The sequence below is a fragment of the Vibrio salilacus genome (assembly GCF_002811245.1).
GTDB classification, from domain to species: domain Bacteria; phylum Pseudomonadota; class Gammaproteobacteria; order Enterobacterales; family Vibrionaceae; genus Vibrio; species Vibrio salilacus.
The window spans coordinates 85,321-100,886 of record NZ_NIVQ01000008.1; the positions used below are offsets into that span (position 1 = coordinate 85,321).

The 15,566-nt window shown below is 45.5% G+C and carries 15 protein-coding genes and 1 other annotated feature; of the genes, 13 read left to right on the plus strand and 2 right to left on the minus strand.

Features of this window, described 5'->3' with window-relative positions:
* The first annotated feature begins 101 nt into the window (after positions 1 to 101).
* From CDZ87_RS07810 to hisIE, 9 genes are all read left to right on the plus strand, one after another.
* The gene (locus tag CDZ87_RS07810; protein ID WP_100753030.1) at positions 102 to 1,703 is read left to right on the plus strand and encodes a Na+/H+ antiporter NhaC family protein; all 1,602 of its coding nucleotides are present in this window, start codon (positions 102 to 104) and stop codon (positions 1,701 to 1,703) included.
* A gap of 175 nt (positions 1,704 to 1,878) precedes the next feature.
* Positions 1,879 to 2,015 (plus strand) — a sequence feature (His leader region).
* A 50-nt stretch (positions 2,016 to 2,065) separates the two neighbouring features.
* Entirely contained in the window at positions 2,066 to 2,962 is an 897-nt protein-coding gene (gene hisG / locus CDZ87_RS07815; RefSeq protein WP_100753031.1) for an ATP phosphoribosyltransferase, read from the plus strand.
* A 5-nt stretch (positions 2,963 to 2,967) separates the two neighbouring features.
* Positions 2,968 to 4,269, plus strand: a complete 1,302-nt coding sequence (gene hisD / locus CDZ87_RS07820) for a histidinol dehydrogenase (RefSeq protein ID WP_100753032.1) — start codon at positions 2,968 to 2,970, stop codon at positions 4,267 to 4,269.
* A 12-nt stretch (positions 4,270 to 4,281) separates the two neighbouring features.
* Complete coding sequence (gene hisC / locus CDZ87_RS07825; protein WP_100753033.1) at positions 4,282 to 5,322, plus strand: histidinol-phosphate transaminase; 1,041 nt, start codon at positions 4,282 to 4,284, stop codon at positions 5,320 to 5,322.
* 62 nt (positions 5,323 to 5,384) lie between these two features.
* Positions 5,385 to 6,458, plus strand: a complete 1,074-nt coding sequence (gene hisB / locus CDZ87_RS07830; RefSeq protein ID WP_100753034.1) for a bifunctional histidinol-phosphatase/imidazoleglycerol-phosphate dehydratase HisB — start codon at positions 5,385 to 5,387, stop codon at positions 6,456 to 6,458.
* Positions 6,459 to 6,470: 12 nt separating this feature from the next.
* Positions 6,471 to 7,085, plus strand: a complete 615-nt coding sequence (gene hisH, locus CDZ87_RS07835; protein ID WP_100753035.1) for an imidazole glycerol phosphate synthase subunit HisH — start codon at positions 6,471 to 6,473, stop codon at positions 7,083 to 7,085.
* Between the two features lie 12 nt (positions 7,086 to 7,097).
* Positions 7,098 to 7,835 (plus strand): 1-(5-phosphoribosyl)-5-[(5-phosphoribosylamino)methylideneamino]imidazole-4-carboxamide isomerase, encoded by a 738-nt coding sequence (gene hisA / locus CDZ87_RS07840; protein WP_100753036.1) that lies wholly within the window; start codon positions 7,098 to 7,100, stop codon positions 7,833 to 7,835.
* Positions 7,817 to 8,590 (plus strand): imidazole glycerol phosphate synthase subunit HisF, encoded by a 774-nt coding sequence (gene hisF / locus CDZ87_RS07845; protein ID WP_100753037.1) that lies wholly within the window; start codon positions 7,817 to 7,819, stop codon positions 8,588 to 8,590. The genes hisA and hisF overlap by 19 nt, the downstream gene beginning before the upstream one ends.
* Positions 8,587 to 9,222 carry a bifunctional phosphoribosyl-AMP cyclohydrolase/phosphoribosyl-ATP diphosphatase HisIE gene (gene hisIE, locus CDZ87_RS07850; protein WP_100753038.1) on the plus strand — a complete coding sequence of 212 codons (636 nt, stop codon included), beginning with the start codon at positions 8,587 to 8,589 and terminating at the stop codon, positions 9,220 to 9,222. Before hisF ends, hisIE begins: the two co-directional genes overlap by 4 nt.
* Positions 9,223 to 9,289: 67 nt before the next feature.
* On the opposite strand, the gene CDZ87_RS07855 is transcribed toward hisIE, so the two are convergent.
* Complete coding sequence (locus CDZ87_RS07855; RefSeq protein WP_100753039.1) at positions 9,290 to 10,141, minus strand: tetratricopeptide repeat protein; 852 nt, start codon at positions 10,139 to 10,141, stop codon at positions 9,290 to 9,292.
* A 291-nt stretch (positions 10,142 to 10,432) separates the two neighbouring features.
* On the opposite strand from CDZ87_RS07855, the gene ectA reads away from it, so the two are divergent.
* The 4 genes from ectA (at position 10,433) to CDZ87_RS07875 (ending at position 14,198) form a co-directional block, all read left to right on the plus strand.
* Complete coding sequence (ectA, locus tag CDZ87_RS07860) at positions 10,433 to 10,975, plus strand: diaminobutyrate acetyltransferase (protein WP_245834672.1); 543 nt, start codon at positions 10,433 to 10,435, stop codon at positions 10,973 to 10,975.
* A gap of 24 nt (positions 10,976 to 10,999) precedes the next feature.
* On the plus strand, positions 11,000 to 12,265 hold the full coding sequence (ectB, locus tag CDZ87_RS07865; RefSeq protein ID WP_100753041.1) for a diaminobutyrate--2-oxoglutarate transaminase: 1,266 nt from the start codon (positions 11,000 to 11,002) through the stop codon (positions 12,263 to 12,265).
* A gap of 14 nt (positions 12,266 to 12,279) precedes the next feature.
* Entirely contained in the window at positions 12,280 to 12,666 is a 387-nt protein-coding gene (locus CDZ87_RS07870) for an ectoine synthase (protein ID WP_100753042.1), read from the plus strand.
* Between the two features lie 86 nt (positions 12,667 to 12,752).
* On the plus strand, positions 12,753 to 14,198 hold the full coding sequence (locus CDZ87_RS07875) for an aspartate kinase (protein WP_100753043.1): 1,446 nt from the start codon (positions 12,753 to 12,755) through the stop codon (positions 14,196 to 14,198).
* Between the two features lie 67 nt (positions 14,199 to 14,265).
* Here CDZ87_RS07875 and CDZ87_RS07880 read toward each other — a convergent pair whose 3' ends face one another.
* Positions 14,266 to 15,471 carry a putative manganese transporter gene (locus CDZ87_RS07880; protein WP_100753044.1) on the minus strand — a complete coding sequence of 402 codons (1,206 nt, stop codon included), beginning with the start codon at positions 15,469 to 15,471 and terminating at the stop codon, positions 14,266 to 14,268.
* Positions 15,472 to 15,566 lie beyond the last annotated feature (95 nt).

The window sequence follows — 15,566 nt, forward strand, 5'->3', positions numbered from 1 at the left end:
TCGCTTACCTACCGCTTATTTCAACTTAATTGTTTGGAAATCACTTCCTGCAATTAGTCTGCAGTAGATCTCTAACCATTTATTACTGGTTTTTGAAGATCATGAATTTAATTGATTTTGCATCATCTCCTTTATCTCTTTTGCCACCACTTGTGGCTTTGAGTTTAGCTATCATTACTCGCCGCGTGCTGGTTTCACTTGGTGTTGGTATCGCACTGGGCGCGGCTTTGCTCAACGACTACTCGCTAACTAATGCTGCTGGCTACGTTGGCACGACCGTTTCGAGTGTTTTTATTGAAGACGGTGGTATTAACACTTGGAACATGAGTATTGTCGGCTTCCTTATTCTGCTTGGTATGATGACCGCTTTATTGACATTGTCAGGCGGTACTCGTGCCTTTGCCGAATGGGCACAAACTCGCGTTAAAAGTAAGCGAGGTTCAAAGCTTTTGGCTGCGTTTCTTGGCGTGTTTATCTTCGTCGATGATTATTTTAACAGTTTAGCGGTGGGGGCGATCTCTCGTCCGGTCACTGACCGTTTTTATGTATCACGAGCTAAACTCGCGTATATTCTCGATTCTACTGCAGCGCCTATGTGTGTGATCATGCCAGCATCAAGCTGGGGTGCATACATCATGACGATCATCGGTGGTATCTTAGTTTCTCACGGTATCACTGAGTACTCTGCACTTGGCGCGTATGTTCGATTGATCCCGATGAACTTCTACGCCATTTTTGCTCTATTGATGGTCTTTGCTGTGGCATGGTTTGGGCTAGATATTGGTAAAATGCGCGACCATGAGATCGCCGCTTCGCGCGGTCATGGCTTTGCCAAAGAACAAGCTGATGATGACCAACAAGCTCATGAACTTAATGAAGAGCTTGATATTGTTGAGAGCGAAGGCGGTAAAGTTTCAGACCTAGTGTTACCGATTGTTTTTCTTATTGTCGCGACTATCGCTTCAATGCTTTACACCGGTGGTCAAGCATTGGCCGTAGATGGTCATCAATTTGATCTACTCGGCGCGTTTGAAAATACTGATGTTGGTATGTCACTGATCTACGGTGGTTTAGTTGGCTTGGCGGTTGCACTATTTACGGTGATCAAACAAGGAATTGCCACAAACGAGATCACACGCACGTTGTGGATTGGTGCAAAATCTATGTTCGGTGCGATTTTAATTCTTGTCTTCGCATGGACAATCGGTTCGGTTATTGGTGACATGAACACGGGTAAATACCTATCATCACTCGTTCAGGGGAATATTAACCCACACTGGTTACCGGTGATCTTGTTCTTATTGTCCGGTTTGATGGCGTTCTCGACCGGTACTTCATGGGGAACATTTGGGATTATGCTTCCTATCGCTGGCGACATGGCGGGCGCAACTGATTTGGCTCTGATGCTGCCAATGTTGAGTGCGGTGCTTGCCGGTTCGGTATTTGGTGATCACTGTTCACCAATTTCAGATACCACCATTTTGTCGTCAACGGGGGCGCGTTGTAATCACATCGATCACGTTGCCACTCAGCTACCTTATGCTTTGTCGGTCGCGGTTGTATCGTGTATTGGCTTCATTACCTTGGGTATGACGGCTTCAGTCGCGATCTCTTTTGCGGCTGCAACGGTGTGCTTTATTGCGGTTTGTGTACTGCTTTCGGTGCTCTCTAAATCAAAAATGGCGGTGTGTAGCGACGCCTAATCTATTGTCATTCAGTCGTGTAAAAAGGGAGCGTAAGCTCCCTTTTTATTTGTTATATACAAAAGGCAAAAAGTTTAAATAAATAGTTGAAAAAAATGTCCGCCTTAGTTAGTGTGGATATCAACCAAGCGAAACTGAAGAGCTTATTAACTATGCGCCCAATCGGAATGAACATTCATCACCATCATCACCCAATCTAGTCTTTCGGGAGATGCGCGCATACCCGGGAGATAGGAAACTCCCGGAGGCTAAAATCGCAAATGACAAGATTTAGAACCCTCGGGAGATACATTCTTCCGAGGGTTTTTTAGTTTTACAGTTTAAAAATTACATATTTGAAAAATTTGCACAGGGATAAAGTTATGCAGACACAACGCTTAAGAATCGCCATCCAAAAGAAAGGCCGCCTAAGTAAAGAGAGCCAAGCTCTGCTTAAACAGTGTGGTGTGAAGTTCAATGTAATGGGTGAGCGTTTGGTCGTCCACGCTGAGAACATGCCCATCGATCTGCTATTAGTGCGAGATGACGACATTCCGGGTCTGATTATGGATGGTGTGGTTGACTTGGGGTTCATTGGTGAGAACGAGCTAGAAGAAGTTCGCCTTGATCGTAAAGCGCTTGGAGAGCCAAGCGAATATGTTTCACTGCGCCGTTTAGATTTTGGTGGTTGCCGACTCTCCATCGCATTGGATAAAGATGAAGAGTACCAGGGCCCTCAAGATTTGGCTGGTAAGCGAATTGCCACGACCTATCCACAATTACTAAAAGCCTACATGGATAAACAAGGCGTGCAATTTTCGACTTGTATGTTGACGGGCTCTGTCGAAGTGGCGCCGCGAGCCGGCCTAGCGGATGCGATTGCAGACTTAGTCTCTACCGGTGCAACTTTGGAAGCTAACGGTCTCAAAGAAGCCGAAGTGATTTTTGAATCAAAAGCCACGCTAATCCAGCGACTGGGTGAGTTTGATGCAGACAAGACCGCGTTGATTGAAAAACTACTTACTCGCATGCAAGGCGTTCAGCAGGCAAAAGAATCTAAATACATCATGTTACACGCGCCAGTGAGCAAGCTTGAACAAATTAAAGCACTGCTGCCGGGTGCGGAAGACCCAACCGTTTTGCCTTTGTCGAGTGAGCAAGAAAAAGTCGCCATTCATCTTGTCAGTACCGAAAATTTATTTTGGGAAACCATGGAACAGTTAAAAGAGCTAGGGGCGAGTTCGATTCTAGTCCTACCAATTGAAAAAATGATGGGGTAACTGCGATGAGAACGGTAGTTTGGCAATCATTAAGTGAATCGCAGCAAGCGTCGATCCTTGAGCGTCCAGCAATCATGCAAGGCGCAAATATTACGGCGGCAGTGGCCGATTTGATGGGTCAAGTTCGTCAAGATGGCGACTCGGCGTTGCTTGCGTTAACTGAAAAATTTGATGGCGTAAGGCCGCAATCGATTCGAGTTTCAAGTACCGAGATAGACGAAGCGTGTTTGCGTTTATCCACCAAGATGAAGCAAGCGCTTGAACAAGCGTATGACAATATTGCTAAGTTCCACAAGGCGCAAAAACCACAGCCGATCAAGGTCGAGACTCAACCGGGCGTGATGTGCGAACAAGTAACTCGTGCGATTCAGAAAGTTGGCCTCTATATCCCTGGGGGAAGTGCTCCACTGCCATCAACCGTATTGATGCTTGGGGTTCCGGCGAAAATTGCTGGATGTCGCAAAGTAGTGTTGTGTTCACCGCCACCGATTGCTGATGAAATTCTCTATGTCGCAAAACTGTGCGGCATTGATGAAGTGTATAATGTTGGCGGGGCTCAAGCCATTGCGTCTATGGCCTACGGGACCGAAACCGTGGCGAAAGTCGATAAAATTTATGGCCCTGGTAATGCGTACGTCACAGAAGCAAAACGTCAGGTCAGTAACGATTTTCGCGGCGCTGCGATTGATATGCCGGCGGGGCCTTCTGAAGTTCTAGTGCTTGCCGATGAAACCGCCGATGCGGACTTTATTGCAGCCGATTTACTCAGCCAAGCCGAACACGGGCCAGACTCGCAAGTGGTGTTAGTCACGCCATCACCAATTATTGCTGATCAGGTGACCGATGCGGTTCAACGTCAGCTGAAACTACTTTCGCGCGCAGATATTGCCCAGCAAGCCTTGGCCTCAAGTCTGATTATTATCGCGGAGTCTATCACTCAGTCGGTAGCGATCTCAAACTACTATGGCCCTGAGCACCTGATTGTCCAGACCAAAAACCCGCGTGAACTACTACCTCTTCTCGATAATGCCGGGTCGATTTTCCTCGGTGATTGGTCGCCAGAATCTGCGGGTGATTACGCATCAGGTACCAACCACGTACTGCCTACCTATGGTTATACGCGCACTTACTCAAGCTTAGGGTTAGCGGATTTCTCTAAACGGATGACGGTGCAAGAGCTGACGCAACAAGGGCTGAAAAACCTTGCCTCTACGGTAGTGACGATGGCAGAAGCGGAAGGGCTTGATGCGCACAAACGAGCCGTGACGATCCGCATTGAGAAACTTGCCGCCCAAGAGAATGCGTAAGGATTGAATGAGATGGAAAAGCTAGCACGCAAACAAGTACAACAGTTGACACCTTACCTTTCTGCACGCCGCATTGGTGGTAGTGGTGATGTGTGGCTCAATGCCAATGAATCGCCTTTTGCGAATGAATATAAAACCGATTTTGCGCGTTTAAATCGTTACAGCGAGTGCCAACCTAAAGCGCTGATCGAAGCCTATGCGGCTTATGCAGGAGTATTGCCTGAGCAGACTTTAACTTCTCGAGGCGCTGATGAAGGGATCGAACTGCTGATCCGAGCGTTTTGTGAGCCAGGCCAAGATGCGATTCTCTACTGTCCTCCCACCTATGGCATGTATGCCATCAGCGCTGAAACGTTCGGTGTTGAACGTAAAACCATACCATTAACGGCCGATTGGCAACTGGATCTCGCCAGTATCGAATCGAATCTCGATGATGTAAAACTGGTTTTTGTCTGTTCTCCGAATAACCCAACGGGGAACTTGGTAAAGCGCGAAGACATTGTCTCTTTGCTTGAAATGACCAAAAATCGCGCCATCGTCGTAATGGACGAAGCCTATATCGACTTCTGCCCTGAGGCATCAACAGTTAATTTACTCGCACAGTATCCAAATCTTGCCATTTTACGCACGTTGTCGAAAGCGTTCGCGCTTGCAGGGTTGCGTTGTGGATTTACTTTAGCAAATCAACAACTGATAAACGTCTTGTTGAAGGTTATTGCGCCATATCCTGTGCCTGTTCCTGTGGCGGAGATTGCCATTCAAGCCCTGTCTGAGGCCGGTTTAGCCCGTACGAAATTTCAAGTATTGGATCTCAATGCCAATCGCGCTTACTTACAAGTTGGGCTGATGATGATCCCTGGCTTGCAAGTTTTTGAAGGGTGGGGTAACTACCTATTGGTTAAATTTCCTGATGGCGATGCTTTGTTTAAAGCGGCGTGGGAGCAAGGGATTATTCTGCGTAATTCGCCTATTGAAGATTGCGTTCGGATCAGCGTTGGCAGCCGAGACGAGTGTGAGAAAACACTCGGCTTCATTAGAAATTATTACAGCTAAAAAGAATCTTTGGCACTGACGATGTTTCTCAGTGCTAACCAATTTGAAATAAGGAAGTTCGAGTGAGTAAACAACAAAAAATCTTATTTATTGATCGTGATGGCACGTTGATTGTCGAGCCACCAGTTGATTTTCAAGTCGATCGCTTAGATAAACTCACATTAGAGCCATTGGTCATTCCATGCCTTTTAGCTCTACAAGATGCGGGTTATCGCCTGGTTATGGTTACCAACCAAGATGGTCTAGGAACAGACAGCTACCCACAACAAGACTTCGATGCACCGCATAATATGATGATGGAGATCTTCGAGTCGCAGGGAGTTAAATTTGATGACGTTCTTATTTGTCCACACTTTGAACAAGATAACTGTGCCTGTCGTAAACCCAAGCTAGGCATGGTCAAAGAGTATCTGCAAGGCGGTAAAGTTGATTTTCAGCATTCAGTGGTTATCGGTGACCGTGTCACGGATCTGCAGTTGGCCGAAAATATGGCGATTCGTGGTATACAGTATCACCCTGATACGATGAATTGGCCACAAATCCTCAAGGATTTGACCGTAACAGCGCGTATTGCTGAAGTGGTGCGAACCACTAAAGAGACCGACATACGCGTCAAGGTTAATTTAGATGAGCAAGGCGGCAATAAGATTTCTACAGGCCTAGGCTTCTTTGATCATATGTTAGACCAAATTGCGACTCACGGCGGCTTTCAAATGGTTTGCCAGGTCGAAGGCGATTTGCATATCGATGATCACCACACTATTGAAGATACTGCTTTGGCGCTTGGTCAAGCTTTAAAACAAGCGCTGGGTGATAAACGCGGTATTGGTCGTTTTGGTTTCAGTTTGCCTATGGATGAGTGTTTGGCTCAATGTGCGCTTGATTTATCAGGCCGTCCTTATCTGAAATTTGATGCTAAGTTCAGTCGTGAGCAAGTCGGCGACTTGTCAACAGAGATGGTCGTGCACTTTTTCCGCTCTCTGACCGATACATTGGCTTGTACTTTGCACTTATCGTCTGCTGGTGACAACGACCACCACATTATTGAAAGTTTGTTTAAAGCGTTTGGTCGGACATTGCGTCAGGCAATCAAAGTGGAAGGCACTGAGTTGCCAAGCAGTAAAGGCGTGCTGTAGCGGGGCGGAACTATGACAGAGCAAAAAATTGTAATTATTGATACTGGTTGTGCCAACGTTTCTTCGGTCAAATTTGCTATCCAACGTTTAGGCTATCAAGTCACCATTTCAAAACAGCCGCAAGTGGTACTCGGCGCTGACAAACTGTTCCTGCCCGGCGTTGGTACTGCCAGCGAGGCGATGAAAAATCTTGCAGAACGTGATCTCATTGAGCTCGTTAAACAAGTCGAAAAACCGTTACTTGGTATTTGCTTAGGTATGCAATTGCTTGGCAAAGTGTCGCAAGAAAAAGGTCAGAAAGCGGATGAGCAAGTTGATTGCTTAGGTTTGTGTGATGGTGAAGTAAAGCGATTGCAAACTGGAGGTTTACCGCTGCCACATATGGGGTGGAATACGGTCTCGGCTAAAGAAGGCAATCCACTTTTCAAGGACATTGAACAGGGTGAGTATTTCTACTTTGTCCACAGTTTTGCCATGCCTGTTGGTCGTTATACCATTGCTCAGTGTGAGTATGGCCAACCATTCACGGCAGCCTTGCAAAGTGGCAACTACTACGGTGTGCAATTTCACCCCGAGCGTTCTTCAAAAGCGGGCGCGAAGCTGATGCAAAACTTCTTAGAATTATAAAAGGGATTTAATGTGATTATTCCAGCTCTCGATTTAATTGAAGGACAGGTGGTCCGCCTTTATCAAGGTGATTATGGCCAAGTAACAGAATATAAAGTTGACCCGGCAGAACAATTTAATTTGTATCACCAAGCGGGAGCAAATTGGCTGCATTTGGTTGATTTAACCGGCGCAAAAGATACATCAGCGCGACAGCTGGATCTTATTGCAACGCTTTTAGCGAGTACGCCAGCCAACATCCAAATTGGTGGCGGAGTGCGTACAGAGCAAGATGTGGTTGATCTGTTAGAAGCAGGAGCTCAGCGTGTTGTGGTCGGCTCTACTGCGGTAAAACAACCCGAGCTTGTTAAAAGTTGGATGGAAAAGTACGGCGCAGACAAGATTGTTTTAGCGCTGGACATTAATATTGACCAAAATGGTACTCGTAACGTTGCTATTTCTGGCTGGCAAGAAGATTCAGGCATTACGATTGAAGCACTGATCGACAATTTCCTCACGGTGGGTTTAACCCACGTACTTTGTACTGATATTTCTCGTGATGGCACGTTAGAAGGTTCAAACGTAGAACTTTACGTTGACCTATGTAAACAGTACCCACAAGTTGAGTTTCAATCTTCCGGTGGCATTGGTTCGCTCGCTGATATCGAAGCCTTGAAAGGCAGCGGTGTTGCAGGGGTGATCGTTGGTCGCGCGTTACTTGATGGTAAGTTCACTGCACAGGAGGCATTTGCATGTTGGCAAAGCGAATAGTTCCGTGTCTTGATGTCCGTGATGGGCAAGTGGTGAAGGGCGTTCAGTTTCGTAACCATGAAATTATCGGTGACATTGTTCCTTTGGCCCAGCGTTATGCTGAGGAAGGCGCAGATGAGTTGGTTTTTTACGACATCACGGCATCCAGTGATGGTCGTGTTGTTGATAAAAGCTGGGTTGCGCGCGTTGCAGAGGTCATTGATATCCCGTTCTGTGTGGCTGGTGGCATTAAATCAGCACAAGACGCAGCGCGTATTCTAGAGTTTGGTGCGGATAAGGTTTCGATTAATTCGCCAGCACTAGCGAATCCGCAATTGATTACCGATCTAGCCGACAAATTTGGCGTTCAATGTATCGTTGTTGGTATCGACTCTTACTATGATAAAGAAACGAGTAAATATCAGGTGTATCAGTTTACTGGCGACGAACAACGAACCAAAGCAACTCAATGGGAAACATGTGATTGGGTTAAGGAAGTGCAAAAACGTGGTGCTGGAGAAATCGTGTTAAACATGATGAACCAAGATGGCGTTCGTAACGGCTACGATATTCAGCAACTCAATATGGTTCGAGAGGTGTGCCACGTGCCGCTCATCGCGTCTGGTGGTGCAGGAGCGATGGAGCATTTTACCGAGGCTTACCAGCGAGCCAATGTTGATGGTGCATTAGCAGCGTCGGTGTTTCATAAACAAGTCATCAATATTGGTGAGCTAAAACAGTATTTAAAACAGCAAGGGATTGAGGTGCGACTATGAGTTTAAAAGCCGCCGAAGTAAGTGTGCTATCCGAGCGAATCGATTGGGTCAAGGTGGATGGTCAGGTTCCTGCCATTGTACAAGATTACCAGTCAAGCCAAGTGCTGATGATGGGGTATATGAATAAAGACGCGTTGTCGAAAACAGGGGAAACAGGTCAAGTGACGTTTTTTTCTCGGACTAAACAACGCCTTTGGACTAAAGGAGAAACCTCGGGTAACGTATTGCAACTGGTGAATATGTCACTTGATTGTGATAACGATACGTTGTTGGTGAAAGTGAATCCCATTGGTCCTACTTGCCATACAGGTAGCACCAGCTGTTGGGATGGTGATGCTCAACAAGAGTCACAAATGGTGTGGCTTCATCAGCTTGAGCAGCTATTGGCTGCCCGCAAGAGTGCCGATCCAGACTCCTCATATACCGCCAGTCTTTATGCTCGTGGCACCAAGCGTATTTCGCAGAAAGTGGGTGAAGAAGGTGTTGAAGTCGCGCTTGCGGCGACGTCGGGTGATAAAGCGGAGTTAGTCTGTGAATCTGCTGACTTGATTTACCATTTAATGGTGTTATTACAAGACCAAGGTTTGTCGATGAATGATGTGGTGAACAAACTCAAAGAGCGCCATAAATAACCCTCATTGATGAGTTTGAATGACGAAAAAGCCCATTGTTAAATGGGCTTTTTTAATGGAGTCAATGCTACTCATTATGAACTGGAATCAAGGCATCAAATCGTGGATTACCGTGCAGACCTTCTAGGTCGGGCTCTGTATCAATGAGATCGCTAATCGACGGGCTAGCTTCCATCGCTTTTTCCAGATCTTCAATCGCTTGCTCTTCAACGCCAAGACGTGAATAGGCACAAGCTCGTTGATAAAGCGCCGGACCATTGCTGGTATCAAGCTCCAAAACACGGTTACATAAGCTGAGCGCCCAGTGATATTCTCTAATTTCCATTGCCGCATCAGCCTTATAGGTCAAAGCTTCAAGATCACCTGGCCTAATGCTTAAAATCTCATCAAAAACATCCATTCTCTGCTCTGGGGTAGGCATACTTTGCGCCCTCAGCCACAGGTTGTGGATCTCATTGATTTTTTCTATTTCTTTATTGTTTTCACTAATAATATGTGTCTTGCGTTTCAGATCTCTTTCAAGAGCACCAAATTTCTTTTCATACACAGTTGCGATTGAGTCAAGACGTTTATCGGCCATCTCTGTGGTGTTGTTTTTGAATTCACGTAATGACTGCCAACCGACTAAAGCAATCAGTGAAGCAACACCTGCAATGATGTAGAAGAAATAAGTCACGGTTACGTTAGCATAATTGAGCGACTTATCAGCGACGCTAAGTTCTCGGTCGGTAATTTGCACGATTAGTCTACGCTCTAAGTCTTGCTGGTCTTGGCGCAGCGCTTTTAACTCATCAAGAATGTAGCGTTCCATTAAGGGTCGGTCGAGTAGTTCCGAATCTGAATAGGCTGTTTGCTCAGCCAAACTCGGTGTACTGAAAACAGCCCACAGCAAAGAGGTGAAAGTTATCCAAAATCGCATATCCGCGTCCATATATCTATTTGTTTGTTCAAGATAAACTTTAACAAATCTGTTATCGGTTTAATACGTTATCTTGACAATTAAGCTCGCCAGAAACGCGCGGGCGCTAACTGTAGCATGTCTGAATTCACAGTAACGATATATTTAGGCCACTAAGCAATATTTGCGTATTTTATGTGAGTATCGTCACATTTTTTGCCTATGTAACCGAATTGAATTTGATTTTTAAGTGGAGTTTAGCGGATATTAAATACAAGAATTGCTTAGAGTTCAAAGGAAATGTTTTTATATATGATTTCTTCAGCACCTTGGGTTATCTACCCTGAGATACAGGATACGCTTCAATCAGAGTGTGAACTCTCTCAGCCTTGTGCTGAAGATGGCGATGGCGTTGCACAATTAATTGCGGATTGCCCGCCGTTAGATGTCAATTCTTCGTACTGTAACTTTCTTCAGTCAACTCACTTTAGTAATACCTGTGTTATCGCTAAAAAAGAGGGGCAGGTTGCTGGATTTATTTCCGCTTATTTAAAACCTCAACAACCTGAAACGCTCTTTGTTTGGCAAGTGGCTATCGGACGTGATTTTCGTGGCCAAGGGCTGGCATTTACCATGCTGTCATCGTTGCTTGAACGCAATAACTTAAGCCATATAACGGCGATAGAAACCACCATTACTAAAGACAACCAGGCATCTTGGGCGCTATTTAACAAGCTCGAACAACAACAAGGCCTCGATGGCGAAGTAAGTAAATTTCTCGATGAACATCAACATTTCAAAGGGAAGCACGATAGTGAATATTTGTATCGTATCCCACTAAACCAAAATCAATAATCAGGAGTTAGAAACGGTATCATCATGGATATTTTTAAAAAGCAGGAATCAAAAGTTCGCTCTTATTCAAACAGTTTTCCAGTGGTCTTTAATAAAGCCAAAGGCTGCTGGCTTGAGACAGAACAAGGTGAACGCTATCTTGATTTCCTAGCTGGTGCTGGTTCACTGAACTACGGCCACAATAACCCTGTATTAAAACTCGCTTTGCTCGATTATATCGAAATGGATGGGATCACCCATGGATTAGATATGCACTCGCAAGCAAAAGCTGGCTTTCTGACTGCGCTTAAGAACTACATTCTGGCGCCACGTGACCTTGACTATATAGTCCAGTTTACTGGCCCGACAGGAACCAATGCTGTCGAAGCGGCACTTAAACTGGCACGTAAAGTGAAAGGTCGAGAATCTATTGTTGCTTTCACTAATGGATTCCATGGTTGCACTGCTGGCGCTTTAGCCGCAACAGGTAACCAACACCACCGTCAGGGGGCGGGAGTCAGTCTAAACAATGTCACCCGAATTCCATTTGAAGGCTATGCCGATATCGACGGCTTAAAATTGTTTGAAACCATGCTAGATGACAATTCTTCTGGTATCGACAAACCTGCTGCTGTTCTACTCGAAACCGTTCAAGGCGAAGGTGGATTAAATGCGGCTTCTAATCAATGGTTGCAACGACTACGGAAAATCTGTGATCAGCATGATATTTTAATGATTGTTGATGATATTCAGGCAGGTTGTGGCCGTACAGGTACCTTCTTCAGTTTCGAACCTGCAGGTATCACGCCTGATCTCGTCACACTTTCGAAGTCAATAGGTGGTTACGGTTTACCAATGGCAGTGGTTTTACTTAAGCCAGAGCTTGATAAATGGAAGCCTGGTGAGCATAACGGGACATTCCGCGGTAACAACCACGCTTTTGTCACGGCGGCCAAGGCGTTAGAGACCTATTGGGCTGATGACCAATTCGAATCTCATATCGGATTGTGTGCCGATAAGGTCAGTGACGTGATTCAACGAAACATCAAACGCTACCCTGAACTGTTTTTACAGCAAAAAGGCCGCGGGATGATGATTGGCGTTGAATGTCATGATGGCGATATCTCGGATGAAATCACAACCGCCTGTTTTAACAATGGCATGGTGATTGAAACGGCAGGGCCGAATGACGAAGTTGTGAAGTTCTTCTGTCCACTTACCATCACGGAATCAGAGCTGGAAGATGGTCTGGCAATCTTTGAAAAGTCAGTCGGTCAAGTTGCCGCTAAGCACATCAAAAAAGCATCATAGAGTAAGGATAACAGATGATAGTCAGAACATTAGACGAGTGTCGTAACAGTGAGCGTAGAGTCGTCGCCGAGACATGGGAAAGTGTTCGCATGTTGCTTAAAGATGACAACATGGGTTTTTCATTTCATATCACGACGATTTATGAAAATACCCAAACGCACATACACTATAAAAATCACCTTGAATCCGTTTATTGCGTGAGTGGTGAAGGTGAAATTGAAATCGTTGGTGGTGAAACATACCCAATTAAACCGGGTACTCTGTATATCTTAGATCAACATGATGAACACTACCTGCGTGCCTACAAAGATACCCCAATGGTTATGGCGTGTGTATTCAATCCGCCTATCACGGGGCAGGAAGTGCACGATGACAATGGTGTTTATCCACTCATCGACTAGTTTAAATGCCTAGCTGAAATTCAGTGGGGCTAATTGCCCCACTCATTTGCCATAAACCCACATTTAGAAACCCAAAAGGTTCTTATATGACTTATACCGTAGAGAAAATCGGCGGTACTTCAATGACAGCATTTGATGCTGTTCTCGATAATATTATTCTGCGTCCCGCCCCTGAGAAACGATATAACCGAGTCTTCGTCGTGTCGGCTTACGGCGGTATGACCGATTCACTCCTTGAGTGTAAAAAAACCAGTAAGCCTGGAGTGTATCAACTGATCGCAAAACGCGATGACCGTTGGCAAGAAGCGCTGTCCTATTTAGAGCAACGAATGTTATTAACTAATGAACATATGTTTGCTGACCCGATGAGCCGTCATCGCGCCGATAAGTTTATTCGCTCGCGTATCGCTGAAGCGAAAAACTGTATCTCCAATATTCTTGAAACATGTGAATATGGCCAGTTCTCGTTGCGTCATTACCTGCCGCAAATCCGAGAGTTTTTAGCCTCGATCGGTGAAGCACACAGTGCGTTTAACACTGTGTTGAAACTGAAAAATATTGGTCTAAATGCACGATTTGTTGATTTGTCAGGGTGGACCACCACCACGCCAAAGAATTTAGATGAGAGTATTCGAGATGCATTTTCTGACATTGACGTGACCAAAGAACTCCCGATTGTGACTGGATATGCGTCATGCTCCGAAGGCTTGATGTCAACTTATGACCGAGGCTATAGTGAAATTACTTTTAGCCGCATTGCCGCTATTACGGGGGCTGACTTGGCGATTATTCACAAAGAATATCATCTAAGCTCGGCTGACCCCCGCGTGGTTGGCCCAGAGAAAGTTCTGCCTATTGGTCAAACCAATTATGATGTTGCCGATCAGCTCGCCAACTTGGGGATGGAGGCTATTCACCCTAATGCAGCTGCAGGCCTGCGTGATAAAAATATTGAGCTGCAGATTAAAAATACCTTTGAGCCGGATCATTCGGGTACGTTAATCTCAAATGATTACCAGTCGAGTGCCGACAAAATTGAGATTATCGCTGGTAAAGAAAAAGTGTTCGCGCTGCATTTATTCGACCAGGGTATGGTCGGTAACGTTGATAACGTGAGCTACGATCTGATGGAAATTATTTCTGATGCGAACGTCAGTCTGATTGGTAAAGAGATGAACGCTAACTCTATCACTTATTACTTGGGTGGCAGTAGCGAGAACCTCAATAAAGTGCTGTACAAGGCTGAGAAAAAGTACCCAAATGCAGAAATCAAAGGTCGAATGGTGGCATTGATTTCAGCCATCGGAGCGCAAATTGATACCAATAAGGCGCTGGCTCAAGGGGTGTTTGCCTTACTGAATCAGGAGATTACACCGGTTGCGCTGCACTCATCAATGCGTAATGTCAATGTTCAGTTTGTTGTCAGTGATAAAGAGTATCAGCAAGCGATTTTTGCTCTGCATGAAGAGTTCTTTGCAGATAGAAAAACAACAAAAACCAATGATAAATCTACAACGAAAAAAGTCGCGTAACACGATTTTTAGCCACTCCCTCCTCATTTGCGCCCTCTAAAAGGGCGCTTTTTGTTGTCTTTGACTCTCATCGTTCAAATAAGAAGTAGTAGCTATAACCGACTAAAAGTGCGGGCAGGGCTGAGTATAAACTCGCGACTAGCGCCGCTTTAGGGGCTAAAGCAATAGCAGGAAACAGTGCGTCTCCATCGTTTGAAATGGCATTGGCGAGTTGTGCTGAAAGGGGGGCAACGCCTGAGAGATAAAGACTAGTGACCAATATTTGCGGTCCACATCCTGGCAGGAGGCCAATCGCAAGCCCCATCAGCGGCATCCAAGCTCCGCAGTTTGCTAGCGTTGTGCTTACATCAATATTTGCGGTGAAAGTGATCAGTTCAAATGCAATAAACGCAACGATGACCCAAGCGGTAACAAAATTGGTGTCTTGGGCAGCCTTTTGCATTGGATGGGATGCCGTCGTTTTATGGTCTTCTGCTACCGTCGACTCATAGTCATTAATTTCTTTTGTCACAGACCAAAGTAGCATACTGATAATAATCAATATAGCGCCAAGCCATTCGATACTTTGCTGTGGTAATGTGAGCAATTGGTTTACATCAACTTGGAAAGTATTGACGCTAGCGATAAGCGTCGTGGGCACAAGCAGCCACTTCCAAAAGGTGCCTTGTAGATTTATCGCCGTTTGCTCGATATGGCGATCTCGATTACGACAGCATCGCGCTCGGAAGGACTGGTGAGTCTGTGCTGGCCTTAAAAAGTCGTCTTTGTGTATTGCATTGATAGCCCAACCACTAAGGCAACCGACCACAATCCCAATGGCAATAACCAAGATACCAATATCAGGCTGACTCGCGAGTAAAAGAAATGCTGCATCACCCATGGTTGAAGTCAACACTGCTACCAAAGCGCCAAAACCGACCCGACCACTGACAAACTGCGTTGTCACAATGATCGCGCCGCCACAACCAGGAAGCGCCCCAAGTAGCGCGGCAAACATCACTTGATAGTGGCGAGAACGATGATACATAGTCACCAGGTAATGTTGCCCGCTAAAGAAGCGTGACAGGTAGTGGTAGAGTGCCAGAGTTAAGGCCACATAACTTGCAACTGCCCAAAAAGCATCGGATAGTGACGTTAACACTATCTCTCGTGTCGCTTCAGCGAGTAGTAATACTATTAGACTGATAGGTAGCAGCAAGCGTTTATAGGTCAATCTAAATTGAGCGAAATTCAGCCAAACTAGGCGTTCGAACTGGGGCGTGGTACTGTTCATAATGCGCACCATTGCAAATGGGAATCATTATCATTATATGGTAATGAGAATTATTTTCAACAATAACTCGGGCTTGTTGAGTTATAAGGTTGGGC